The sequence below is a fragment of the Methylomonas rosea genome (assembly GCF_024505055.1).
GTDB lineage: Bacteria > Pseudomonadota > Gammaproteobacteria > Methylococcales > Methylomonadaceae > Methylomonas > Methylomonas rosea.
The window spans coordinates 20,436-45,928 of record NZ_JANIBL010000009.1 but is presented as its reverse complement, the minus strand read 5'-3'; the positions used below and the strand labels follow the sequence as shown (position 1 = coordinate 45,928).

Genomic DNA, 25,493 nt, shown 5'->3' with positions numbered 1-25,493 from the left:
GTGAGGGGATATAAAGCATTGATCTGCATACCCTCACCCTGCCCTCTCCCAAAGGTAGAGGGTTCTGTGTTGGCTTTTACGACAACCACCTTGGGGAAAAGAGGTTTGAGCTTAGGGTTAATCACAATTGGCTCTTCGGTTCGCAGACTTCCCTCCCTCCACCGTTTGACAATTCCCTGCGCCAAGGAATCTTAGCTGCATGAAGGTGTCGATTGACGTGAGGTATTGCCGCATCGCCACCATCCATGGCATAACGTCGGCTGACCTTCTTGCCAACCTTGAGGCCCAACATGCTGCAAAAACGCCTGATTGCTCTACTGTTGCTGTTGATCCTGTTGCCGACTTTATCGGTCGGTTATATGGCCTATCGGTTTGCCATCGACAATATCCGCACAGATCGATTTAAGATTGTCGGCCGCGTGGCGGAAAGCCGCCACGAACAACTTAAACTGGTACTGGAACGTGCCGACACCCGCGCTCACGCCTTCCTGGCCGAAGTGTTAATGAAATGCGTGGCTGCCGATCAATTAAACCACGCTTGCGCCACCGATTTTTTAAACGATTACTTACTCACCGAAGGCGCTGCCGGTGCGGTTTTTTTCCGGCGCGACGCCACCTCCGGCACGGTCAGCGTCGGCGAGCAACCCGTAACTCTGACCAATCTAAAAGATTTTCAACCCGGACAATTAGCCGATTTCAGCAAACCTGTGCCGGAACAGCCACGTTTTTTTTATGTGCTTGCCAAAGATGCCAAACTGCCTTGGCAATTGTTGGTTAGCTATCCGGTTAGCCTGATTCAAAGCATTTTTGCGGCCCACCCCGATCTGGGTAAATCCGGCGAATCGTTTCTGGCCGATGCTACCGGATTTTTCGTTACCACGTCGCGGTATGCCAGCCGGCAAGGCAATAGTCATCCGATCTCTGCGCAACCGATGCAAAGCTGCCTGGCCCGGCAAAACGCAGAAATGATGGACAGCGATTACCGGGAGCGGCCGGTTATTCATGGCTTTCGCTATATCCCGGAAACCGGCGGCGGCTGCATCATGGCGCATATAGAACAGGCCGAGGCGCTGGCCCCGATTCAGACGCTGGAAAAACAAATGTTGATTACCGTTCTAGTATTTGTGGTACTGACGACGATCATTGCCAGCATCTTGTCCAGACGTATCGTCAGGCCTATTTCGCGACTGACCGGCACCGCCAGACGCATCCGCGACGGCGATTTGTCGGTACGCGCCGACGTCAGCGGTCTCGACGAAATTGCCGAATTGGCCAGTTCCTTCAATCATATGACCGACGCGCTGGCAGACGCCCAGCACAATCTGGAAGCAAAAATTGCCGAACGTACCCAAGCCCTGCGCACCAGCGAGGAACGGTATATGCTGGCCGAGCGTGCCGTTAACGACGGCATTTGGGATTGGGACATTGTGCATCACGAATATTATCTATCGCCGCGCTGGAACAAAATCTTGGGTTATGCCGACGGTGAATTACCCAATGTGGAATCCATTTTCTTCGAATTGATTCACCCGGAGGACAAACCGCGCGCCAGCGAAGCGTTTCGCAAACATCTGGAGCATAACGAGCGCTACACCACCGAGCTGCGCTTGCGGCATAAAGACGGCAGCTATCGCTGGGTGTTGGATCGCGGGGACGCATTGCGCGATGCCGACGGCAAGCCGGTGCGGATGGTCGGTTCCATCACCGACATCACCGAACGCAAAGCGGCGGAAGCCGAGTTGCTGAAATACCGCGAGCATCTGGAAGAACTGGTGGCGATGGCCACCACGGAAGTCAAAGCCATCGTGCAAACCGCGGTAAACGGCGTGATTTCCATCGACAGCTACGGTCTGATTCGGATGTTCAATCCCGCCGCCGAAAAACTGTTCGGCTGGAGCAGCGCCGAAATCGTCGGCAAAAATGTCTCGCTACTGATGCCGGAGCCGGATGCCTCGGCGCACGACAGTTACATCCAGCATTTTTTGGCTACCAATCAGGCCAAAATTCTCGGTATCGAGCGGGAAGTCATCGCCCAACGCAAGGACGGCAGCCGCTTTCCGGCCAATCTAGCTGTGGGCCACGGCATCATCTCGGAGGGTCGGCATATGTTTGTCGGCTTTATTTCCGACATTAGCCTGCAAAAACAAGCCGAACAGGAACTGAGACTAGCCAAGGAAGCAGCGGAAGCGGCCGCCAAAGCCAAGGCCAATTTCCTGGCCAATATGAGCCACGAAATCCGTACACCTATGAATACCGTCATCGGCTTTGCCGAAGTGGCCTTGCAAGATCAAAACCTGGCGGGCGATACGCGCGGCCACATAAAGACCATCCTCAGTTCCGGTCGGCATCTGCTGAGCGTGATCAACGATATTTTGGACTTTTCTAAAATCGAAGCCGGTAAGGTGGAGTTGGAGTCGGTGTGCTTCAATCTGCCGTTTGCGGTGCAAGAGGCATTGCAGATCATGGGTTTACGCGCCGCCGAAAAAGGCTTGCGCATCGATTTGGCAATAGAAGCCGGCTTGCCCACCCATTTCGTCGGCGACCCGAACCGCTTGCGGCAAGTGATTTTGAATCTGGTCGGCAATTCGGTAAAGTTCACCGATACCGGCAGCATTGGGGTTACCATCACGCGAGCGGAAGGCGTCGAAATGTTGCATTTTGCCATCAGCGACACCGGCATCGGCATGACCCCGGAACAAACCGAACACATCTTCGAATCGTTCTCGCAAGCCGATGCCACCACCAGCCGCCGCTTCGGCGGCACCGGCCTGGGCACCACCATCAGCAAACAAATTGTCGAAATGATGGGTGGCCGGATCTGGGTGGAAAGCCAGGCAGGTGTCGGCTCGGTGTTTCATTTCACCGTGCATATGCCCGAATCGGCCAGCGCGGAAAACTGCCTGTACGATGTTAGCTCCGTGCACACCGTGGCCTATTTTTCGCCGCGCCGGTTTAAGGTATTGCTGGCCGAAGACATAGAAGCCAATGCCACGCTGGCGCGCCTGCGCCTGGAGCAGCAGGGCCATCAAGTCAGTTGGGTCAAAAACGGCCAGGAAGCGGTGGATGCCTTTCGCAGCGGCGACTACGACCTGATCCTGATGGACCTGCAAATGCCGGTGCTGGACGGCATCGCCGCTACCCGGCAAATTCGCGAACTGGAAAAACCCTGCGGCCATATCCCGATTCTGGCTTTGACCGCCAGCGTACTAAGCCACGAACGCCGTGAGTCGCTGGACGCCGGCATAGACACGATTGTCGGCAAACCTATCGATGTCGACGATTTATTGACGCAGATGGAAAGACTGGTACCCAAAGGCCACGGTATCGCCAATACCGGCCTCAGCATCGCCGAACCGCCCAAAATTGCCGTGGACTTTACTCCCTTGGCCAGCGTCGCGGATTACGAAAAAGGCTTGGCAACCTGGCTGGACCCCTTGATTTACGCCGATGCCTTATTAAACTTCGCCGAACAACATGGCGCGGACGGCGTCAAATTGCTGCGCAATCTGCAAGAACATCCGGAAAATCCGGAAGCGGTCAGGCGCATCGCCCATGCTTTAAAGGGCGTGGCCGGTAATCTGGCGCTCTCTACCATAGCCAGTCTGGCCACTGACATCGACGCGCAATTCAAAACCGGCGATCCGCAAAATATTGTGCAACTGATCGAAACGCTGGACGCTGCGTTAAACGCCGCCTCCCAAGCGATACGCCGGCTAAAACTGCCGACTAAACCGGTAGCTGTCGCAGCAATAGTCTTCGATGCCGAGCAGGTCGGCAGTCTGTTACAGCAATTGAACACCGCGCTGGACGCATTGAATCCTGACCACGTCGAACCGATTTTACAGCAGCTTAGCGCGTTTCTCGACGAAACAGAGCTGAAAGCCGTCCGCTTCGAGGTCGATAGTTTCGATTTCGATGCCGCGAAAACTCAAGTTAAACTCTTATTGGATAAATTAGCGATCACGCTTAAGGAAGTGCCCCAATGAAAGACAGCTATAAAGTGCTGCTGGTAGACGACGAACCGAATAATTTAAAGGTACTCCAGCAGATCCTCAAAGATCGCTTTCAACTGCTGTTTGCCATCAACGGCGAAAAAGCCCTGGCGGCAGCCAAAGAGCATCAACCGGACATTATTCTGCTTGACATCATGATGCCGAACATGGATGGCTACCAAGTGTGTACGCATTTAAAAGCCGATCCGCTGACCGCGAAAATCCCGGTAATTTTCGTCACCGCCATGGGAGAAATGGAAAACGAGGCGCGCGGTTTCGATGTCGGTGCGGTCGATTACATTCAAAAACCGGTCTCCGGCCCCATCGTGCTGCGCCGGGTGCAAACTCATCTATCGCTGGTACGGGTGGACGAGTTGGACCAACTTGCCCGCGCCGCCATCGAAATGCTAGGCGATGCGGGCCACTATAATGACCCTTACACTGGCGACCACATCTGGCGGATGGCTGCGTATTCGGCGGCGCTGGCCCGCGCCGCCGGCTGGTCGCCGTCGCAAGTGGCGATGATGGAATTGGCCTCCCCCACGCACGACACCGGTAAAATCGGCATTCCGCACGGTATTCTGAAAGCGGCGCGGGCGTTGAACGAAGAGGAATGGCCCATCATGCAGTCGCATTCGCAAATCGGCTACGACATCTTGAATAAAAGCGACAATCCGGTGTTTAAAATGGCCGCGGAAATTGCTCGTCATCACCACGAAAAATGGGACGGCAGCGGTTACCCTTTGGGCTTGGCCGGCGAAGCGATTCCGGAGTCGGCCAGAATAGTGGCGATTGCCGATGTGTTCGACGCGTTGACCACGAAACGTCCCTACAAAGAACCGTGGCCGCTGGAAGAGACGTTAAAATCCATGCAAAACATGGCCGGCAGCCATTTCGATCCGCGCCTGCTGGCCTTGTTTATGGAAATAATGCCGGAAATCCTGCGCTTGAAAGCGGCATGGGGCCAATAATCGCCCGGGATTTACTAAATATCGTATTGGTGACGAATTTCCGTAACGATTCAACTGGGAATTCGGCCTTTCTGTTTTTGCCAGTATTGGCCTTTAAGCACTCACACCTTATTCCACAAGGCTTAGCGGCCACATAGGACAAACCCAATTTAATTCAACAGCTTTGGCACTTTTTATGCTGCTTAAACTTTGTCATTAAATAACAAGGGGTGTGTTATGAAAACCTACGAAAAAATACAAATCGGCGATGTCATCCACAGTAATTGGTATGGCGACGGCACCGTAACCGACTTTAATGAAACCGGGGCGGGCAAAATCAAATTCGGCAGATTCTTTGTGATGTTCAATGAGTTTGAAGTTTTTTATGCCAACGGCTGGATGTTGGCAGTATAAGTTCAACACATCATTGGACTCCGAACACTCATTCAGATGAGGATAAGTCCACACGCCGCCAGTGGAATTTGTCACAGCCAGTCTTGCCAACTCCCGATAGATTGTCGTTACCCACCAAGCCACCAACCTACAGGTGGGTAACATTTAAAGCCGGCCGTACCACAAGGCTTTAGCTAATCTACTTTTTATTCAGGAGTTATCATGAAAACAAAACTAGCCCATGTTTTGCTGGCAAGCGCCGGTTTGCTGCCGCTATCCAGCCAGGCCGAAGAAATTCGTATCGACTATAACGGCTCGGTCACAGATATCGGGATCGTATTGGCCGGAAACGGTGTTGCGGTCGGCAGCGCTATGTCGGGTTATTTCATTTACGATGTCGGCACTGGTGTCGTCACTGAATTTGCAAATACTTTCAGCAACGGCTTTAGCGCAACGCTGTCGTCTCCGGTCAACATGTTGGTACAGGATGATCAACAAAATGGCTTGGCCACTTTACCCGGCGACGGTTTTACCGTGACCGGCGCAAGTACATCCAATACCAACTGGAACGGCTTTCTGAACCCCGACATGCAATTCGGATTGAGACAGGACAATGCCGACGGGCAATTGTGGAACGGTACCGCACCGCCGGATTTAAATGCTTGGACAGCTATTACCTTATCCGCCATCAACGGCCCCGACTGGCGCTGGTTGGACTTTAACGTACCCGGTTTGGCTAATTTTGCCGACGATCAAATTCGTTTCACCGTGGATAGTTACACAGTAAACGCGGTGCCGGTGCCCACAGCGGTTTGGCTATTCCTGTCGGGTTTGATGGGCGCACTGGGTATGCAAAAGCGCAAAACGCTTGCTTAAACACCTTTCAATTCCGACATTAATCCTGCGGGTACGTCTCTATTGGCGCATCCGCAATGAGTTTTTCAGCCGTTTACAAACTGCCGATTCGGTCTTGAATCCAAGCAGGATGTTTAGCCGCCGACTTTATTAACTCGGCCCTTAAATTTCATCGCTCCCACGAACGTAGGAGCCAAGCGGCTATATTGGATTCGCTGCTCGGCCTAACAGACTCCGCTTTCGCGGGAATGAGGCTTTAAGGGCGGAGTGAATAACTTCGTCGATAGGCTTAGCTAAGTTCAGGATTTGGCCGCGCTTTTGCTGCCCAATAAAATGGTATGGCGTTGGTAGCCGTCGTCTGTTGCGGAAGCCTCTGCCTCGGTTTTCCGCAATTGCTCGGCCCGGTCTTTTTCTATGGCTTCTCTAAGCACATCGCGATAAGACCGATTGATGCTACTGGCATATTGCGTGTCTTTTTTTTTCTTGCGTTTCGGCGATGGTCTTGGTCGGTTCCGGGTCGTAACGTTCTTCAAGTTCCTCAGCCAGTTTTTTCAACTGCTGGCTGATTGCCAACGCCAATGGCGACGAATGGGTTTTGTTGTCGTCCAAATTGAAAATCCGGATCATTTCATCCCGCAAATTGAAACCGTATACCACCGGGTCGCCGTGCTTTTGCTGAAAATCGTAGGCAATAAAAAAATCCAGCGGGTTGGTAGGATTTTTATCGAAGAAAATCGTGGCGCTTTCCATGGTGTAATTCAGCGCCTCGACAAACTGCTTCCTAGCCTGCTCCATTTCATCAAAGATAAAGTCATCGGCAATTTGTTTTACGATGTATTTCATAATCCGCCCCGGCGTAAATTCGATTGACCCGTCAACATAAAACTCGCTGCATCGTACTCTGTTTCGCACCCGGCGTGAATGATTCGCTTTGGGCTATACAAGTTTGTCTTGATGGTGCAGCCAATCGGCATATTGAGATTTTTCAGCGCATTTATGCCGCATAAAATGGCTATGTGCGCACTCCCGGCAACAGCCAAGGCGTTCACCACACTGCCGAGAGAACTCCCCAGTCCCCATGCACCACGCATGTGCAAAAAAAGCACCTCCGAATCAATAGAGTGCATCTTTTTTTCCTAGCCGAGATGCACTCGCCAAGTCCCCCAAAAACAGGTGCAAGTAAAAATAGCCGTAACATACTGTTTATAAATGTTTTTTATAAATAACTATCACAAAAATTATCAAACTGGCATCAGCATTGCTAAGTAACAAGCAATACTCCAGTGTAGGAGTGGTAAACCAAAACCCCGCTCACTGTTGAGCACTAAAGACAAAGGCGTCTACTGTCCGGCTTGCAAGCAAGTCGGACATAGACGCCTTTTTTTTGGCCAATTTTTCTCAATTGACAGGAAACGATATGAAACAGAACAGCATATTCACCCCAAAGACACTAGCCGCCGCGCTAAGCTCGGTCGTCGCACTGGCGGTATTGGGCTTTTCCAACCACAGTTACGCCGCCGGCAAACTGGAAAAAGAGGACTTGAAATTCGGCTTTATTAAACTGACCGACATGGCACCGCTGGCGGTGGCAGCTGAAAAAGGCTTTTTCGAGGAAGAAGGCCTGTTCGTCCAATTGGAGGCGCAAGCCAATTGGAAGGTAGTGATGGACCGGGTAATCAATGGCGAACTGGACGGCTCGCACATGCTGGCAGCCGCACCCTTGGGTTACAGCGCCGGCTACGGCACCAAGGCGGATATTGTCTCTGCATTCAGCATGGGCTTTAACGGCAACGCCATTACTGTGTCCAACGACATCTGGAAGCAAATGAAAGCCAACGTGGCCATGGAAGGCGGCAAGCCCGTGCATCCGATTAAAGCGGATGCATTGAAACCGGTTGTCGATAAGTTTAAAGCGGAAGGCAAGCCGTTCAACATGGCCATGACTTTTCCACCCGGCAGCCACAACGTGAAACTGCGTTACTGGCTGGCCGCCGGCGGCATTAATCCCGGTTTTTACGCGCCGCCGCAAGACACGTCCGGGCAAATCAACGCCGAGGCACTATTGGCTGTAACGCCGCCGCCGCAAATGCCGGCTACATTGGAATCCGGTACTATTTACGGCTACTGCGTGGGCGAGCCTTGGAACCAACAAGCCGTCTTTAAAGGCATCGGCGTGCCGGTCATCACGGACGAAGAACTCTGGAAAGACACCCCGGAAAAAGTGTTTGGTGTCACCCAAGCCTGGGCAGACAAGTATCCCAATACTCACTTAGCTGTCACCAAAGCCTTGATTCGCGCCGCCATGTGGTTGGACGCCGAAAACAATAAAAATCGTAAAGAAGCCATCGAAATGCTCTCGCAAAAACAATATGTAGGCGCAGATGTCGATGTATTGGCCGCCAGCATGAACGGTACTTTTGAATACGAAAAAGGCGACAAACGCGCCTTGCCCGACTTCAACACCTTCTTCCGCCACGGCGCCAGCTACCCTTCTTACAGCAGCGCGGTCTGGTACCTAACGCAGCTGCGCCGCTGGGGCATGATCAACGAATACAAACCCGACAACTGGTATCTGGAAACCGCGAAAAAAGTTTATCGCCCTGACATCTATCTGGCTGCTGCGAAAGAATTGGTCGCCGAAGGCAAAGCCAAAGCGGAAGACTTTCCAGCCGATACCGGTATTAAGCCATCACAAAACTTTTTCATCGACAAAATCCCCTTCGATGCCAACAAACCTAACGATTATCTGGCCAAATTTCCGATTGGCTTGAAAGGCAAACAAACCGTCTCCGGCGGCAAGATTGTCGACTAAGAAACTCTGGTGGGTGCTCTACACAAGGATCGTATGTTGATGCACGGACGCATCTTTTTTACCGACACCATTAAGACAAGCGAGTAAAGACATGACTAATACACTGATCAAATTCTTCAACATCACCGGCCTGACCTGGTTCGTACCCCTGGTGAAAATAGCCGCCGGTGAAAATCCTGCCCAACAAATGCGCCAGTTATGGCTGGTCATGGGCGTCCCCATCATCGCTTTCATCTTATTTCTGGGATTTTGGAGTGTAACAGCCGCGCGCATCAATACCAGCTTGGGCGCCATTCCCGGTCCGGTCGCGGTCTGGTCGGAAGTGAGCGGCCTGGTGACCGAACACTATGCCGAAAAAACCAAAATGGCCGAGTTTTATCAACGTCAGGAACTGCGCAATAAGGAAAAACTGGCCGAAGACCCCAAAGCCGAAATCAAGCCGCGCCCCTACACCGGCAAACCGACTTATCTGGACCAAATTTTTACCAGCCTGCGTACCGTGTTTGCCGGCTTTATCATCGCCACGCTGATCGCCGTGCCATTGGGCATCGTTTGCGGAATGAGTCCGGTGCTGAATACAGCGTTCAATCCGCTGATCCAAATCTTCAAACCGGTATCGCCTCTGGCCTGGCTGCCCATCGTCACCCTGGTGGTGAGTGCGATGTATGTTACCGACGACGATTCCTGGTTTGCCAAATCCTTCGTCACCTCGGCGATTACCGTGACCTTATGTTCCTTGTGGCCAACACTGATCAACACCGCCGTGGGCGTGTCCTCCATTGACCGCGACCTGGTAAATGTCGGCAAAGTACTAAGGCTGGATTGGGCCACGCAAATCAAACGCATCATTCTGCCCTCGGCTTTACCTTATATCTTTACCGGCATGCGCCTATCCTTGGGCGTGGGTTGGATGGTCTTGATCGCTGCCGAGATGCTGGCGCAAAACCCCGGTTTAGGCAAATTCGTCTGGGACGAATTCCAGAACGGCAGCTCCAACTCCTTGAGCAGAATCATGGTGGCGGTATTTACCATCGGTATTATCGGTTTCATTCTCGACCGGGTAATGCACTCTTTACAAAACCTGTTCTCGTTCCAAAAAATCTGAGGATACCGTCATGAGCGCCGCCCAAGCAAAAATCATCGAACTTTCCATGCACAAACAATCCGCCATGTCTTCCGCTCCCGCCAACGATGCCTATAAGCCGCTAGTAGAGTTAAAAAATGTCTCTAAGTCCTACGGAGAAGGCAAAGATAAAACCTCCATCCTGAGAGACATTAATCTGGATATTCGCGAAGGCGAGTTTATCGCCATCGTCGGTTTTTCCGGCAGCGGCAAAACTACCTTGGTATCGATGATCGCCGGTTTAATCCATGCCGATAGCGGCGAACTATTAAAACAGGGCCAGCCCATCACCGAACCCGGACCGGATCGCGGCGTGGTATTTCAAAACTATTCCTTGATGCCCTGGTTGACTGTTTATCAAAACGTGGCGCTGGCGGTGGATACCATCTTCAAGGACTGGTCGCCGGAACAACGCCGCGCGCACACCGAGAAATACGTAAAAATGGTGAACCTGGGCCGGGCGATGGACAAAAAGCCGGGCGAACTGTCCGGCGGCATGCGCCAACGCGTCAACGTGGCCCGCGCGCTGGCCGCCAATCCGGATATTTTGCTGCTGGACGAACCGCTAAGCGCCCTGGATGCACTGACCAGGGGCAATCTGCAAGATGAAATCCTGCAAATCTGGGAACAGGATAAAAAGACCGTCATCCTGATTACCAACGACGTGGACGAAGCCATTTACATGGCCGACCGGGTGATTCCGCTCAACCCCGGTCCGGACGCTAGCTTCGGCCCGGCCTTTACGATCAATCTGGAACGGCCGCGCGACCGCACCGCGCTGAACCATAACGAAGAATTTAAACGCCTGCGCGCCGAAATCACCCGCTATCTAATGAATATCGGCATGGAAAAAGCGCAAGCCGACACCGGCGACAAACTGAAACTGCCGGATGTACGTCCCAATACCAGCAACGATTGGAAATTGGATACGTCCGCACTGAAACCCAGTGCCCGCGATCTGGGCAAAGCCCGTTACCTGGAATTTGCCGGTCTGTCGAAAATCTACCCCACTCCGGATGGCAACAGCACCGTCAAAGTGGTAGACGGCTTTGATTTGAAAATGAAGAAAGGCGAATTCATTTCCATTATCGGCCACTCCGGTTGCGGTAAATCCACGGTGTTGTCGATGACCGCAGGTCTGAATGAGATTTCCGAAGGCGGCATTGTCTTGGATAACCGGGAAATCGACGGCGCCGGCCCGGATCGCGGCGTGGTGTTTCAAGCCCCCAGCCTGTTTCCCTGGCTGACCGCCTTCGAAAACGTGATGCTGGGTGTCGATAAAGTCTATCCGCATGCCAGCCAAGATGAACGCGACGACATCGTTGAATATTATCTCACTCGCGTCGGTCTGGCCGACGCAATGTTCAAAAAAGCCGCCGACATGTCCAACGGCATGCGCCAACGCGTCGGTATAGCCCGCGCCTTTGCCCTATCGCCCAAATTACTGTTGCTAGACGAACCGTTCGGCATGCTGGATTCGTTGACACGCTGGGAGTTGCAGGAAGTATTGATGGAAGTCTGGGAACGCACCCACGTGACCGCGATTGTGGTCACGCACGATGTCGACGAAGCAATTTTGCTGGCGGACAGAGTCGTGATGATGACCAACGGCCCGCATGCCAAAATCGGCAAGATTCAGGAGATAGACCTGCCCCGGCCGCGCACCCGCAAAGCCCTGCTGGAGCATCCCGATTACTACAAATACCGGGAAAGCCTGCTGAGCTTCCTGTCCGAATGCGATCACACCCATTAATTTAAAACCGCTTATTTCCCTAGGGGGGCCTTATGCCGCAAAAACTCAAACGTCCATCCGGCAAGTTGCCGGCAACGCTATTATCGCTGACCTTCGCCAGCCTGCCTGCCGCCGCCGACATCACCAAAGAGGTGGAAGATGCGCTAAATTTCTACCATTACGGCAGCAACGGCGCGGTAAAAATGGATTTGAACTACCGCTGGGAGAATGTGGATAAGGACGCCAACGTCGCCTTAGCCCGCAAACCCGCTAACCTGGGCGGCCAACCACTGGAAACCGCCAACGCCAATACTGTGCGTCTGCGGCTGGGTTTCCTGACCCCGGTTTTCCATGATTTTCAAGGTTACGCGGAATACGAAGGCCTCTATGCGGCACAAGCCGACTACGACCGCGGCGGCACTACCACTAACCGCGACCGTAACTATGCCGTGATTGCCGATCCGTCGCGCAACGAGCTTAATCAATTCTGGTTAAGCTACAAAGGGATTGCCGATACCCTAATTAAAGTCGGCCGGCAACGCATCAAACTGGACGACGACCGCTTCATCGGCAACGTCGGCTGGCGGCAGATGGAAATGACCTATGATTCGATTCTTATCACCCACAATAATCAGACCTTGTTCGGGCTGACGGCAAACGTCGGCTATATCGACCACATCCAAAACATATTCGGCGAAACTCATTCAATAAACGCTCCATTCTTAAATCTGAATTACAAGATCAATGACTGGGGTAACCTAATCGGTTACGGATATTGGCTGGATTACCGCGAACGCGCTAACTACGCTAACTCCTCGCAAACTTACGGTCTGCGCTTCGACGGCAAATCGCCGCAGTTTTTTGACACTGTAAACGCCATCTACACCGCCGAATGGAGCAAACAATCGGACTACGGAGACAACCCCAACCACTATCAGGCTGACCGCATAAACCTGATGGCCGGGGCCAGTGCTTACAATCTGACCGTATCAGGTGCCGTGGAGCAGCTAAATGGCTACGGCGCCGGCAAGGCTTTTCAAACCCCGTTGGGCACCAATCACGCTTTCCAGGGTTGGGCCGATTTATTTCTAACCACGCCGGCTAATGGTATCCGCGACGTATTCGCCACCGCCAGCTACAAAGCGATGAATGACAGCTTGATCATTACCGGCGTCTACCACGACTTTAAAGACGATACCGGCAAAATAGAATACGGTAAGGAATGGGATTTCCAGGCCGTGAAGAAATTTGGCAAACACTACTCACTGTTGGCCAAGTACGCGAACTTTAATAGCGATAGCCCGGCGTTCCCCGACACCCAAGTGATTTGGATGCAAGGCAACGTCAGCTTCTAGGCAACAGCGACGCAAACTGTTTTGAACAGTTTGCGTCTGATTTCCCACCGATCTTCGCAAAAACCACCGACAACATCATGAAACTCAAACTGGTAGTGATAGGCAACGGCATGGCCGGCATGCGCACCGTTGACGAATTGATTCAAACCGCGCCGGACCGCTACGACATCACCGTGTTCGGCGCCGAACCGCACGGCAATTACAATCGGATCATGCTGACGCCGGTATTGTTCGGCGCCAAAAGCGTTGCCGACATCATGATTCACGATTTTGACTGGTATCTGAAAAATCGGGTGACCTTGTATTGCGGACCGGACAAAGCGGTTGTCGATGTAGATCGCGAACGCCGTTGCGTGATTGCCCACGACGGCACCTGTGCGTTTTACGACAAACTGTTGATCGCCACCGGCTCCTTGCCGCTGATGCTGGATATACCGGGCCGTGACGTCGAGGGCGTATTGGGCTTTAGAGACATCGCCGACGTCGAGACCATGATAAAAAAAGCCGCCAGCAAACGCCATGCGGTGATTCTGGGCGGCGGCTTACTGGGTCTCGAAGCCGCCAACGGCTTATTGCAGCGCGGTATGCAAGTCAGCGTGATCAATCGCGCCGACCATTTGCTGAACCGGCAATTGGACCACAAGGCTGCGGCGTTTTTACAGCGGCAATTGGCGGATAAAGGCATTCAGTTTCATCTCGGCACCACTATCCAACGCATAGACAGCAGGGATCGGCATATCAGCGCGGTAGAACTGAGTAACGGCCAGGTTTTACCGGCCGACATGCTGATTATGTCCACCGGTATCAAGCCCAATATCAGTCTGGCTAAACGCATTGGTCTGGATTGCCAGCACGGCATCGTAGTGGACGACCGCATGCGCACTAGCGACCCGGCGATATTCTCAGTCGGCGAATGCGTGCAACACCGGGGCGAATTGTTCGGTTTGGTCGCGCCGGTCTACGAACAAGCCAAAGTCTGCGCGCAACAACTGGCGGGCCAGGCCGACAGCCAATTTAAAACCTTGTCATCCGCGACGATGTTGAAAGTGACCGGCATCGACTTATTTTCGGTAGGCGATTTCGAAGGCGACAGCGAATGCCAGATTTTGCAGCTGATCGATCATGGGCTGGGCATCTATAAAAAAATCGTGCTGCGCGGCGACATCGTCGTCGGCGTTATTTTATACGGCGACACCAGCGACAGCGCCTGGTATCTGAATTTGGTTAAAGAGAGCACGCCGATTGCGGCGATCCGCGACCGCTTGATGTTCGGCCGAATCCCGTTAGCACGCGCGGCTTAAATTCATCGACACATGAACACCATCAAAACCACTTGTCCTTATTGCGGCGTCGGCTGCGGCATCGAAGCCACGGTTGAAGACCGCTCGGCGCACCGTGTCAGCATCAAGGGCGACAGCAATCACCCGGCCAATTTCGGCAAACTTTGCTCAAAAGGCGCGACGCTGGGCGACACCGTGTCTCTGGAAAACCGCCTACTGTACCCCAGCATCCACGGCCAACGTGTGAATTGGGATAGCGCGCTGAACCATGTCGCAGAACGCTTTAACGCAATTATCGCGCAACACGGACCGGAAGCCGTGGCATTTTATGTCTCGGGCCAATTGCTGACCGAGGATTACTATGTCGCCAACAAGCTGATGAAAGGCTTCATCGGCACTGCAAATATCGACACCAATTCCCGCTTGTGCATGTCGTCGGCGGTAGTTGGATACAAGCGGGCCTTCGGCGCCGACACCGTGCCCTGCAATTACGAAGACCTGGAACTGGCCGAATTGATTTTACTGGTCGGGTCCAATGCCGCCTGGTGCCATCCGATTGCCTTCCAGCGCATCCGCAAGGCCAAGGAAAACAATCCGAATTTAAAAATCGTGGTGATCGATCCGCGCGCCACCGCCAGTTGTGACATTGCCGATTTACACCTGCCGGTCAAGCCAGGCATGGACGGGCTATTGTTCAACGGCATTCTGACTTATTTACAGCAAAACAGCCGGATTGATCGAACTTATGTCGATACGCATACCGATGGTTTCGAACTGGCGTTAAGCGAAGCGATGACAACCGCCGGCAGCATCGAACAAGTCGCCGCCGGCTGCGGCTTGACTACCGAAGCAGTCAGCACGCTGTTCGACTGGTTTGCCAGCACGGAAAAAACCGTCACCGTTTATTCGCAAGGCATCAATCAATCCAGCTCCGGCTCGGATAAATGCAATGCGATCATCAATTGTCACCTGGCTACCGGCCGGATCGGCAAGCCCGGCATGGGGCCTTTTTCCTTCACCGGCCAACCCAACGCGATGGGTGGCCGGGAAGTGGGCGGTTTGGCGAACACACTGGCCGCACACATGGACCTGGAAAATCCGGAACACGTCGATAGAGTCGGCCGTTTTTGGGGCAGCGCGAATATTGCCGACAAACAAGGCTTAAAAGCCGTGGCCATGTTCGACGCCATCGCCGCCGGCCAAATCAAGGCGGTGTGGATCATGGCCACTAATCCGGTGGTATCGATGCCGGATGCCGACAAGGTCAAACGCGCCTTGCAGCACTGCGAGCTGGTGGTGGTTTCCGATTGCATCGCCAATACCGATACCAGCCAACTGGCGCATGTGCTGTTGCCGGCCACCGGCTGGAGCGAGAAAGACGGCACCGTGACTAATCTGGAACGACGTATTTCCCGGCAACGTCCCTTATTTCCGGCATCCGGCGAGGCCAAACACGATTGGTGGATCATCAGCCAAGTCGGGCAAAGGATGGGGTTTAAGGACGCTTTTAATTACCAATCCAGTGCCGATGTATTTCGCGAACATGCCGCGCTGTCGGCCTTCGAAAACGATGCCGAGCATCAGCAACGCGATTTCAATTTATCGGCCTTTGCCGAGTTGGATGGGCCAAGCTATAACGCACTGCAACCGGTGCAGTGGCCGGTCACAAACCAGCAAACCGCGGGTACGGCCAGAATGTTCGCGGACGGCCAATATTTCACCGCCAATCGTAAAGCCCGCTTCATCCCGATTATCCCGCGTCCGCCGGTGAATGCGCCGGATACAGATTATCCGTTTACGCTGAATACCGGCCGCTTGCGCGACCAATGGCACACGATGACCCGCACCAGCCTTGCCGCCAAATTGAACGCGCATCGCCCGGAACCCTTCGTGGAGATACACCCCGCCGATGCCGAACGCTTAGGTTTAGCCGCGCGCAGTCTGGCGCAGGTGCAAAGCCTTTGGGGCAGTATGCTGGCGCGCGTCGAGCTCAATTCCGGTCAGCAAATGGGCAGTCTGTTCGTGCCTATGCACTGGACCGCACAACTCAGCAGTCACGGCCGCATGGGCGCCCTGGTCAATCCGGTGGTCGATCCGCAGTCCGGGCAACCGGAGAGCAAGCAAACGCCGGTGAAAATCAAAGCGTGGCCGGCACAATGGTATGCCACAATTTTGTCGCGTCGCCCCTTGCAAATCACCGGTGCCGAGTATCAGGTCAGCGTGCGCGGCGACCGCTACTTTCGCTACGAATTGGCTTCTACCGAGCGCGGAAAAGACTGGCGGGCATGGAGCCGCAATCTACTCGCCGCCGTCGAGCATCGTGAAGACGACCACTGCTGGCTGGAGTACAGCGATCAGCAAGCGGGCCATTACCGCACAGCTTATTTACCGGACCACGAATTGCAAGCCTGCCTGTTGATCGGCCCGGATTGCGAATTGCCGGAGCCGGGCTGGCTGGGCAGTTTATTTGGAAAAAAAGAGCTAAGCAGAGCCGAGCGCTTGAGTTTGCTGAGCGGCCAGCCGCCGAAAGGTGAAGCCGATATTGGCCGAATCGTCTGTTCGTGTTTCAATGTCGGCGAAAAAACCATCAGACACGCGGTGCAAGCCCAGCAAATCCAAAGCGTCGCCGGCATCAGCGCCTGTTTAAGCGCCGGCAGCGGTTGCGGTTCCTGTGTCGCGGAGCTGAAGGAGTTTTTACCCAAACCCAGTTAAATTGATAGCCCAAGGGACGATGCAAGCTAAAACACAGTTATTTCCATACTTTCAACCCATCATTTCGGTGGCTAGCGGCAAAATCGTCGGCTACGAAGCCCTGGCCCGCCAATACGACGGCAAAGGCAAAGTCGTTTCCGCCGGCGCCCTATTCTCTTCGGCCGATGTCGATGCCAAAACCCGTATAGAACTGGACAGGCAGGTGCGGTGGCAAGCCCTGGAAAAGTTCTCGGCATTAGCCGATACGCAAAGCTATCTGGCGCTGAATATTTCCGCGGCCTGGATAGAAAATCTGCGCCAGTTGAGCACCCTGCCCACACTACGGATGTTGGACGAGCTGAACATCGACAGGCGGCGCATCATCGTGGAAATTTCCAACGCGCATGTCGATCCGCAAAAGTTAAAACAAATCGTGCAGCGCTACCGCAAACACGGCTTGAGCGTGGCTATCGGCGATTTCGGCGCCGGCTCCTCGCAGCTGGAACGGGTGATCGCCATTCAGCCCGACATCATCAAAATCGACATGCGGCTGTTCAAGCTGGCGACCAAGGGTGGAATCGCCGGCGATATCATTCATATGATTTCGCGCTTGGGGAAACGCACCGGCTGCCGGATTATTTGCGAAGGCGTAGAGTCAGACGAAGCGTTTTTATTCAGTTTGAACTGCGGCGCGCAATTCATGCAGGGTTTTTTGTTTGCCAAAGCCGAAGCTGATTTTCAGCCGGCTGAGCTGTACGAACAGCATATTGCTTCGTTACGCAGTAAGTTTTTGAAAAATACTCTGGCCAAGGTGCAAAAGAAAGTCAGCGCCATCAACACCACCAAAACCCTGATTTACAAGCTGGCCGAAACCTTGCAGGACGATTTCAACCTGAACGAACTGGTCAGCTGGAACTTTACCGATAGCGGCGTGATTCGTTTTTATCTGTGCAACAACCAGGGCGACCAGATTTCGCCGGACTTTAATTTCAAGGAAAACCAATGGTTTACCGATCCGCGCAAAATCGGCTTTAACTGGTCTTGGCGCCCGTATTTCTTTCAATTGCTGGCGCTGGAAAACTGCGATGATCGCGGCCGCATCGTTACGTCTGAGCGTTACATGGATTTTGAGACCAGTTTGCTCTGTAAAACCCTGTCTTTACGCCTGGATAGCGAGCGGATTTTGTTGGTGGACACCGTCGCCGGCGATTGATTTATCTGATGTAGATGGCCGCCAACAGCAGCAAAGCCAAGCCGGCAAATCGCCAACTGCTATCGATATTTTGTATACCGGGCTTGGCGAACTCGGCTTGTTGCAGCGCATTATCGAGACTGTCGGTATCGGTCAAGCGCCGATACTGCAAACCGCTCTCGGCGGCCAGCTGGCGCAGATAGCTTTCGTGCAGCCGGCTCATATGTTCGTCGCCGGTCGCCGCGTCGCTGCCGAACGGCGCGTTACGGGCGTTGTAGCCCTGGATTTTTTCGGGATTCAAGTCGGATTCGCCAAAGGACGAGCGGTGTGGGACATCTTCGGGTTTATAAAAACCCTGGCGTTGGCCTTTAGCATCGAACTTGGGGATAGGCGACAGTTGCTCGCCGCCGACGCCGACGATGACTCCCTTTACCTGATCCTTGACTGCCGACAGGTCGAGCTTATAGCGCGGATTGGGCGGCGGCGCTTCCTGACCGTCGCTGAAAAACACCAGGGTCTGGTCTTTGTCTTTCAACATCTCCAGCGTACTTAATAAGCCGCTGGCGATGCGGCTATCGGCGGCCCAGGCCATGCGCCAGTCCAGCGCCGCAATCGCCGCGTCTATCTCGGCAAAACCCGAGCAGACTTCTATCGGTTCGAACAACAGCGTCGAACGGCGTTCGGTGAACACGCCCAAGCCCACTTGCGACCCGCAAGGCAGTTTCAGCAATTCCCGCCGCAGCGCCTGTTTGACAAACTGCAAGCGGCCGAGCGGCTGCTGATCCAGTTGGTAATCCTCGGTGTTCATACTGCGGGTAATATCGACAATGAATGTCAGCCGATATAGTGACGCTTGCGCGCTGGTTTGCGGATGGAAAAACACCGCCGACAAGATCAGCAGCGCCGCCGCCAGCAGCCAGAAACGGTAATCCCTCAGATTGGGGGTGATGGTCATTTAGGGAGCTCGTAGGTCCGGGAGAATGGCGCTTGTAGGGCCGAATTCATTCGGCCTGTTGGCTTGTGTCGAAGTCTTCGGTCGAATAAATTCGACCCTACCACGGTGTTAAGGCAAGCCACGCGGGAAGCCCGGCAAGGTGGTCCACAGTTGGGTCTTTTGATTCAGATCGTCCTGCCCGTCGCCGCTAGTGATTCTGTCCATCTCCGGCAACAGCCGCATCGCCACTTCCAAATTGTACTTGGCGTCCCAGAAGTCACTGTCCAACGTCAAGGCTTCTCGATAGGCTTGCTTGACCAGACCGAGCAGGGGCATCGCTTCGTTGATATTGCCGGCCTGGGCTTTTTCCATGGCTTGCCGCAGATACAGATTGCCTAGGTTATAACGGGTTTGCGCCTGAGCCACGGATCCGGATTGCTGCAATAACAGGTTCAGCGTCGCCAAGGCTTCGTCATAGCGCTGGTGTTGGCTTAAATATACCGCCCTAGCCATGCGCACTTCCGGGGCCGAAGTCGCTAAATCGTCGCCACTAACATCCTTGCCGGCCAGCAATTGGCCGATCAACCGATTTTGACCGGCAAGCCCATACAGTTGCAGCAATTGCGTCAGTGTCACCAATAAGGCTATCGCCAATGTGGCCCATAGCAGCCAATGTTTTAGTTTGCGGATCACGGTCTGGCCTCGCAGAGTTTCACGCCCAGCAATAACAGCAACATGACAGCCGCAAAGGCATAACAGCGCGTCGATAAATCCTGTTTGGGAATCCGTTCGAAATAATGCAAGGGCCGGTTTTCCAGGCGGTTGATGTCGTCTACCGCCTGTTGCAGCGCGCCGGGCGTTTCGGCTTCGTAGGCTTTGTAGGGAATATGCAGACTGTTGAAAAACAGATGTAGATAACGCTCCGGCATGGCCTGGGCATTGTCGTCGCGCGGATCGTCCGGGATTTCGAACAGACCGGGGCTATTGGCGGTGCGGAGAAACACCCAATACAAACTGACTTGGCGTTGTTTGAACAACTCGCGCAACGCGGCTTCGCTGTCGGGATCGATCACCGCCGCGCCGTCCGACACCAACAACACGATGCGCGAACCGGTCACCGGCCGGCTATCGAAGAACTCCAAAGCCATGCTCAAGCCCTTGCTGACGTTGGTATAGGCCAAGGCCGGCAAGGCGGTGGCGTCTATCGCGGCATGAATGGCGGCTTTATTTTCGGTGAGCGGCAGCACGAATAGCGGCGACGTGCTGTATTCGGCGACACCGATCAGATCATGCTGGCGGTGATCGACAAACTGATTTAATAGGCGGCGAGCAGCATTGGCTTTGGATTCCTCGCCCTGAGCATCCGGCGCCTTGCCGGCGAAGGTGTTGTCCATGCTGTTACTGCGATCCAACAGCATGACGATATGCGCACCATGGCCGATGCGCTCGACTTGTTGTTCTTGCAAATACGCGCCGGCCAGACCCAGGGTTAAGCCGCCTATCGCCAGCACGCCGAGCAAGCGAATCAAACCGCTTATGGCTTGCGATAAAGGATCGGGCGGCAGGATAGCCTGCCAGGGATAGGGATTGGCAACCGCTCCCAGCCTAAATATCGGCAACAAACAGAGCAATAAACCCGCCAAGACCCAGGGATACTCCAAACCCAGATTCATCGGCTGCCTCGCTCGATTTCCCGGCAATGCAGGCACAGCGTCTTAATTTTTTGCAGATCGTTTTCTTGCGGCATTGTCGAAGCGTCACCGAAAAAATAACAGTTGGAGTAATCGAAAAACCAGGCCAATTCCTCGGCGACACTGCGATATTCCGGGTGGCTTTGATAAAACTCGGCCAGTTTATGCAAAAACACCGGTTTACCGTGCAAACCGTTAAACGCGGCGTGTAGCGCGCCGAGCGCTTGCGGCAGTTGTTGTAGGCCAAGATTTTGCAACTTGCGCTGCGCGCGCTTGAACACGCTACGTTGCGGCAATCCGGGCAAGTAGCCATAGAGCCAGGCTAGCCGTACCGCGATGCCCGTAGCCACGGTCAAGGCCATCAATAAGCGTTGGACAATTTCCTTGTCGTCCAGCAAGGTTGGCGCTTGATCCGGGCGCATATATTCGCCGTGCTGATCCTGCCTGACCACTAATTCCCGCAGCGGCGCCACGGTAAACGGCCAGGGCGCGACCGGCTGCTCCAGAGTTTGCCCGTGTTGCTGAAAACGCAACATAAAACCAGGTATGCTCAGTTCCTTCACCTCCAGCGGCGCGTAAAATTGTTGATACAGAAAATCGATTTGGTATTTCTTACCGTCGCTGCCGTCCTGTTCCGTGACGCTGACTTCGTTGAGTTGTAACCAGCGATTGAGTCGGCCTTGCCCCGGTAGGCTGCTGCGTTCTAGCGCCATGCCCGAGCGAATTTGGATCAAGATGCGGTGGCGTATGGTATCGCCGATCACATAACCGAACGGACGCGGCGTTTGCAGTTGAAAATCGCGTAACGCCTGGTTGGACGTGCCGGAACAGGCTGACAACAGTATCACCACCATTGCCGATGCCACACAAATGCGAGTCCGCTGCAACGCCTGCATCACCCTGCCCTCTTTAAAAAATATTGTGCTAGCTGTTCAGAACGGTAGCCGTTTTCGATAAACAACGGCTCGCAGCCAAATGCCCGAAAATGATGTTGCAATTGGCTATGGCGCTGGGCAAAAGCCTGTTCTATCTTGCGCTTCAAGCTCGGACGCAACCACAAGGTGCGGCGCTTGCCGGTTTCCAGGTCCTGAACTTGGAACAGCCCCCAATTCGGCAAGCGGCTGTATTCGGCTTGATCCCACAACACCAGCGGGATCACATCGTGTCGACTCAAGCGTTGTAAAACAGCCTGTAACTGCGGCAGCGGAACATGAAAGTCCGAGACCAAAAACACCAAGGCCCGATGATTGGGCAAATAGCGTTGGGCTTGCAACAAACCGGTCGCCCCCGGCTGCGACGCAAGTTGTTCCAGGCGTTTGGCCAGGGCTTGAATTCGGCCCATATGTTTACCGGCAGGCAAATAACAATCGGTTAAAACCTGCTGGTTACAAGCGATAAAGCCCACATTATCGCCGTACTCCAAGGCCGACGCGGCAATGGACAACAACATATCGGCCACCACCCGGCGCTTGTCGTGGTTGCCGACGAAACCCATGGAAGCCGACAAATCAGCCAGCAAAAACACATCGACCGCGCTGTGTTGCTGCTGCACCCGCACTTGATAATTGCCGAACGGGTCGAGCAAACTGGCGCGCAAATCGATGCGTCTGGGGTCCGGGCGGGCGATCAAGGTGTCATGGCGCTTGAACAACTGGCCGTTGCCGACCATTTGTCCGGGATGCGCGCCGGGAAACACGCCAACTACCGGACGCGGCAGTCGGTATTGGAAGGGTTGGGTGTGAGCCGACATGGTCTTAGCGTGCCATTGTCTATTGACTGACGACCAAGTTAGCCAGTACGGCCGTGACCACGATGTACCCAGGAATGGAAAATCTCAGCGGCACCTTCATTAGCAACGCTACTACGCCCGAATATGTTTGCGGATTTCGACTATGGATGGCTTCGCCGAACAGCCACAGCAGGGAGTTGAGTAGGCATAAAGCCAGAATTGTAAAAAAACCGACATCGCTGAACAAAAACGATTTGTTAGCCAACAGCGAGATGCGCTCACTGGTGTCGATAAAATTGGCGGTCAGAATACCGATCATTAAGCCGCCCTCGTCGAAGGCCACCAGAAAGAAGGTGTAGGTAAACCGTCGCAAACGCCGGCTGAAATCGCTTAAAGCCGGAAAATGCAACGATAGATATAACACCGGCAGGCTCAGACAAAACAGTAAAGTGCCGACCACCGCCAATAAGATCCAGAACTTAAAACCCACCGCATCGTTCAAGGCGCTGGTGTAGTAAGCGGCGTAAGCCACCTCAGCATGTTTATCCAGACTGCTGGCGATAAACGAGCAGATAAAGCCGACGCCAGACCAAGTTAAATAGGTTTCCAATAAATGGCCAAGGCCGGCATGCGGCAGCATGGCGTGCAGAGTCGCTTTAATATTCATGGGTGTTACGGTGCGGCGATTTGGTTGAGGATGCTGTCTATCAGGGTGGGAATCAGTTCGTCTTTACGATAACCGTACATCGAATTCAGAAATATCCGGTGCGACATCGTCACCGCGTAGACCGCCTGGAGATCTTCCGGCAACAGGCTGTCGCGGTTTTCCAGCCAAGCCCGCACTTTGGCGGCGCGGATCATGTAGCCGATGCCGCGCGGACTGGCACCGGCTTGTAGCATTTGATCCATTTCCACCTCGTGCAACTTGATACCGAAGGCGCGCGGATCGGCGCTGGCCTTCCACAAATCCAGCGCATATTTGCGCAGAGCCGCTGTTGGCTGGATGCTTTGCTGAATCGCGGTGGCCCAGTCGTTGAGCTGATAATAAGGAATCTGGCTGGCGGACATTTCGCCGATCAAGGCATCGACATCGTGGTATCGCGGATTGAACATCAGATCGTCCAGCACCGCGTCGTCACTGGGCGTGTCGATAGTGATCTCCATGAAAAACCGGTCGCGGGCGGCGGCCGGCAGTTCGAAGGTTTCTTCTTTTTCCACCCGGTTACGATCGGCAAACACCTGGATATGCGGCATCCGGTATTCGCGGTTGAATGCGCCGATACTGCGCTCGGCCATCACCCGTAGCAACAGCGAGTGTACTTGCGGCCTTGCGCGGTTAATTTCGTTAAAGAAAAATACCGACAATTGCTCGCCCTGCTTTACTAGCGGACCGGGATCGACGCATGGGCGACCCTCACTGTTCAGATAGGTGTAATAAATCAGATCAGCCGGCATCAGGTCGATGGTGCCTTCGATGCGTTGGTATTTGCCACCTAAACCTTGGGCGACGGCCCGTAATAAGGTAGTTTTACCGACCCCGACCTGGCCTTCTAACAACACATGGCCGCGGGCGAATACCGCTATCAAAAGATTGCGCACCGCAGCCTGTTGGCCGACGACGACCTGGTTGATTTGTTGTTCCAACTGCAAGGCACTGGTGCGCCAATCGCTGAGGGTTTGCGTGCTTGTCATGGCTGCTTAAATGCCGGTGATTAAGAGAAGATATTTAAAAATCTCCGCGGATTCAGCGGAGTCGTGAACTTGAGAGCTGTTATCGAAGCCACAGAAAGGTTACCGCCGTCCCTGGCGGCGTCCTAAGGGTTCGCTTTGCTGGGAAATTGCCAGGGAACGCTGCGCGCACCCTGGCCTACCCATGGATTATTGACCTTCCACGTCGTAAACAAACTTGCCGGTTTTCGCCATGATCTCGGTGCGCTTGGCATTGCGCGCTTCCATTTCCTTGATCGACTGGGCCTGTTTGTTCAATTCGTTTGGATCGTGTTTAGGGTCGTATTTGCTGCCGGCCACTTGCGCCGGATAGCCTGGTTTCGGCTCCCAGCAGTTACCCGCTTCTTTGCATTTGGTGCCGTCGTAGGCTTTTGCCGCGCCGGACAGTCCTAAAGCCAGTAATACTGCGCCTAACATTATTAGTTTGTTCATGTTGATCTCCTCATAATTATTGGGTAACCTTATTCTTCCCCCTTTAACAAAGGGGGATAGAGGGGGATTTTTTTATAAATCTCCCCCTGCCCCTCTTTTTCAAAGAGGGATGCAAATGACATAAGTTATTTCAACCAATCCGCTTTTTTCGGATCGCCTTTATAAATGCTGCGCAAGAAAGACATAATGTGCAGCATGTCGTCGGTACTGAAATTGACGTATTGCGGCCCCATCATGCCGTTCGCGCCGCCGAACAAGATTTCGAACAAGCCTTGATCGGTTAAGCCGCGCGGATAGGTCCAGTAGTCGTCGGCCAAACCGGGCCCCAATTTACCTTCCGCTTCATGACCGTGACAGCCGGAGCAGCCAGTCATATACAGGCTTTCGCCTTTTTTCGCCGCTTCGGCATCGCCGTTGTACGGGTTTTTGCCGGTCTGCATAAATTGCTTGAATTTATCGGTGTTGCCGCCTTTCTTGGCAAAACTCAAATCTAGCGTCTCGCCGGTCAAGGCATGGCGTAGCGTAATATCGGCTTGGGCCGTCGGCACTGCCAACACTGCCAGCGTCAGCACCGCGCCGCTCAAAACTGTTGTAAATTTCATTC

The 25,493-nt window shown here is 53.8% G+C and carries 23 protein-coding genes; 11 read left to right on the top strand and 12 right to left on the bottom strand.

Going from position 1 to position 25,493, the window contains the following annotated elements; translation table 11 throughout:
• Positions 1 to 290: 290 nt before the first annotated feature.
• From NP589_RS04420 to NP589_RS04405, 4 genes are all read left to right on the top strand, one after another.
• The gene (locus NP589_RS04420; protein ID WP_256605895.1) at positions 291 to 3,986 is read left to right on the top strand and encodes a PAS domain S-box protein; all 3,696 of its coding nucleotides are present in this window, start codon (positions 291 to 293) and stop codon (positions 3,984 to 3,986) included.
• Positions 3,983 to 4,963: a response regulator gene (locus NP589_RS04415; RefSeq protein WP_064008910.1), complete on the top strand. Its 981-nt coding sequence runs from the start codon at positions 3,983 to 3,985 to the stop codon at positions 4,961 to 4,963. The genes NP589_RS04420 and NP589_RS04415 overlap by 4 nt, the downstream gene beginning before the upstream one ends.
• 216 nt (positions 4,964 to 5,179) lie before the next feature.
• Positions 5,180 to 5,356: a hypothetical protein gene (locus NP589_RS04410; protein WP_256605893.1), complete on the top strand. Its 177-nt coding sequence runs from the start codon at positions 5,180 to 5,182 to the stop codon at positions 5,354 to 5,356.
• 201 nt (positions 5,357 to 5,557) lie between these two features.
• Entirely contained in the window at positions 5,558 to 6,211 is a 654-nt protein-coding gene (locus tag NP589_RS04405) for a hypothetical protein (RefSeq protein ID WP_256605892.1), read from the top strand.
• Between the two features lie 278 nt (positions 6,212 to 6,489).
• Here NP589_RS04405 and NP589_RS04400 read toward each other — a convergent pair whose 3' ends face one another.
• The 3 genes from NP589_RS04400 to NP589_RS04390 are packed head-to-tail and all read right to left on the bottom strand — an operon-like array spanning position 6,490 to position 7,317.
• Positions 6,490 to 6,621 carry a hypothetical protein gene (locus NP589_RS04400; RefSeq protein WP_256605891.1) on the bottom strand — a complete coding sequence of 44 codons (132 nt, stop codon included), beginning with the start codon at positions 6,619 to 6,621 and terminating at the stop codon, positions 6,490 to 6,492.
• A 22-nt stretch (positions 6,622 to 6,643) separates the two neighbouring features.
• Positions 6,644 to 7,033 carry a hypothetical protein gene (locus NP589_RS04395; RefSeq protein WP_256605890.1) on the bottom strand — a complete coding sequence of 130 codons (390 nt, stop codon included), beginning with the start codon at positions 7,031 to 7,033 and terminating at the stop codon, positions 6,644 to 6,646.
• On the bottom strand, positions 7,030 to 7,317 hold the full coding sequence (locus NP589_RS04390; RefSeq protein ID WP_256605889.1) for a hypothetical protein: 288 nt from the start codon (positions 7,315 to 7,317) through the stop codon (positions 7,030 to 7,032). Before NP589_RS04390 ends, NP589_RS04395 begins: the two co-directional genes overlap by 4 nt.
• A 290-nt stretch (positions 7,318 to 7,607) precedes the next feature.
• On the opposite strand from NP589_RS04390, the gene NP589_RS04385 reads away from it, so the two are divergent.
• From NP589_RS04385 to NP589_RS04355, 7 genes are all read left to right on the top strand, one after another.
• Positions 7,608 to 9,002, top strand: a complete 1,395-nt coding sequence (locus tag NP589_RS04385; protein ID WP_256605888.1) for a CmpA/NrtA family ABC transporter substrate-binding protein — start codon at positions 7,608 to 7,610, stop codon at positions 9,000 to 9,002.
• A gap of 91 nt (positions 9,003 to 9,093) precedes the next feature.
• Positions 9,094 to 10,107, top strand: coding sequence for an ABC transporter permease (locus tag NP589_RS04380; protein ID WP_256605887.1), 1,014 nt, complete (start codon positions 9,094 to 9,096; stop codon positions 10,105 to 10,107).
• A gap of 10 nt (positions 10,108 to 10,117) precedes the next feature.
• Positions 10,118 to 11,878 (top strand): ABC transporter ATP-binding protein, encoded by a 1,761-nt coding sequence (locus NP589_RS04375; RefSeq protein WP_256605886.1) that lies wholly within the window; start codon positions 10,118 to 10,120, stop codon positions 11,876 to 11,878.
• 32 nt (positions 11,879 to 11,910) lie between these two features.
• Positions 11,911 to 13,212, top strand: coding sequence for an alginate export family protein (locus NP589_RS04370; protein ID WP_256605885.1), 1,302 nt, complete (start codon positions 11,911 to 11,913; stop codon positions 13,210 to 13,212).
• A 77-nt stretch (positions 13,213 to 13,289) separates the two neighbouring features.
• Positions 13,290 to 14,513 carry an NAD(P)/FAD-dependent oxidoreductase gene (locus tag NP589_RS04365; protein WP_256605884.1) on the top strand — a complete coding sequence of 408 codons (1,224 nt, stop codon included), beginning with the start codon at positions 13,290 to 13,292 and terminating at the stop codon, positions 14,511 to 14,513.
• A gap of 12 nt (positions 14,514 to 14,525) precedes the next feature.
• Positions 14,526 to 17,204, top strand: a complete 2,679-nt coding sequence (locus NP589_RS04360) for a nitrate reductase (protein WP_256605883.1) — start codon at positions 14,526 to 14,528, stop codon at positions 17,202 to 17,204.
• A gap of 19 nt (positions 17,205 to 17,223) precedes the next feature.
• Positions 17,224 to 18,396 carry an EAL domain-containing protein gene (locus tag NP589_RS04355; RefSeq protein ID WP_256605882.1) on the top strand — a complete coding sequence of 391 codons (1,173 nt, stop codon included), beginning with the start codon at positions 17,224 to 17,226 and terminating at the stop codon, positions 18,394 to 18,396.
• Between the two features lies 1 nt (position 18,397).
• On the opposite strand, the gene NP589_RS04350 is transcribed toward NP589_RS04355, so the two are convergent.
• From NP589_RS04350 to moxG, 9 genes are all read right to left on the bottom strand, one after another.
• A complete protein-coding gene (locus tag NP589_RS04350; protein ID WP_256605881.1) occupies positions 18,398 to 19,330 on the bottom strand; it encodes a vWA domain-containing protein in 933 nt (310 codons plus the stop codon).
• A gap of 108 nt (positions 19,331 to 19,438) precedes the next feature.
• Positions 19,439 to 20,002, bottom strand: a complete 564-nt coding sequence (locus tag NP589_RS04345) for an MxaK protein (protein ID WP_256605880.1) — start codon at positions 20,000 to 20,002, stop codon at positions 19,439 to 19,441.
• Positions 19,999 to 20,982 (bottom strand): vWA domain-containing protein, encoded by a 984-nt coding sequence (locus tag NP589_RS04340; RefSeq protein WP_256605879.1) that lies wholly within the window; start codon positions 20,980 to 20,982, stop codon positions 19,999 to 20,001. Before NP589_RS04340 ends, NP589_RS04345 begins: the two co-directional genes overlap by 4 nt.
• Entirely contained in the window at positions 20,979 to 21,896 is a 918-nt protein-coding gene (locus NP589_RS04335) for a nonribosomal peptide synthetase MxaA (protein ID WP_256605878.1), read from the bottom strand. The genes NP589_RS04340 and NP589_RS04335 overlap by 4 nt, the downstream gene beginning before the upstream one ends.
• On the bottom strand, positions 21,896 to 22,750 hold the full coding sequence (locus NP589_RS04330) for a DUF58 domain-containing protein (protein ID WP_256605877.1): 855 nt from the start codon (positions 22,748 to 22,750) through the stop codon (positions 21,896 to 21,898). Before NP589_RS04330 ends, NP589_RS04335 begins: the two co-directional genes overlap by 1 nt.
• Before the next feature lie 19 nt (positions 22,751 to 22,769).
• Positions 22,770 to 23,396, bottom strand: coding sequence for an MxaP protein (locus NP589_RS04325; RefSeq protein ID WP_256605876.1), 627 nt, complete (start codon positions 23,394 to 23,396; stop codon positions 22,770 to 22,772).
• Between the two features lie 5 nt (positions 23,397 to 23,401).
• Entirely contained in the window at positions 23,402 to 24,421 is a 1,020-nt protein-coding gene (locus tag NP589_RS04320; protein ID WP_256605875.1) for an AAA family ATPase, read from the bottom strand.
• A 186-nt stretch (positions 24,422 to 24,607) separates the two neighbouring features.
• Complete coding sequence (locus tag NP589_RS04315) at positions 24,608 to 24,889, bottom strand: methanol dehydrogenase (protein ID WP_064035978.1); 282 nt, start codon at positions 24,887 to 24,889, stop codon at positions 24,608 to 24,610.
• A gap of 125 nt (positions 24,890 to 25,014) precedes the next feature.
• A complete protein-coding gene (gene moxG / locus NP589_RS04310) occupies positions 25,015 to 25,491 on the bottom strand; it encodes a cytochrome c(L), periplasmic (protein ID WP_256605873.1) in 477 nt (158 codons plus the stop codon).
• Between the last annotated feature and the right edge of the window lie 2 nt (positions 25,492 to 25,493).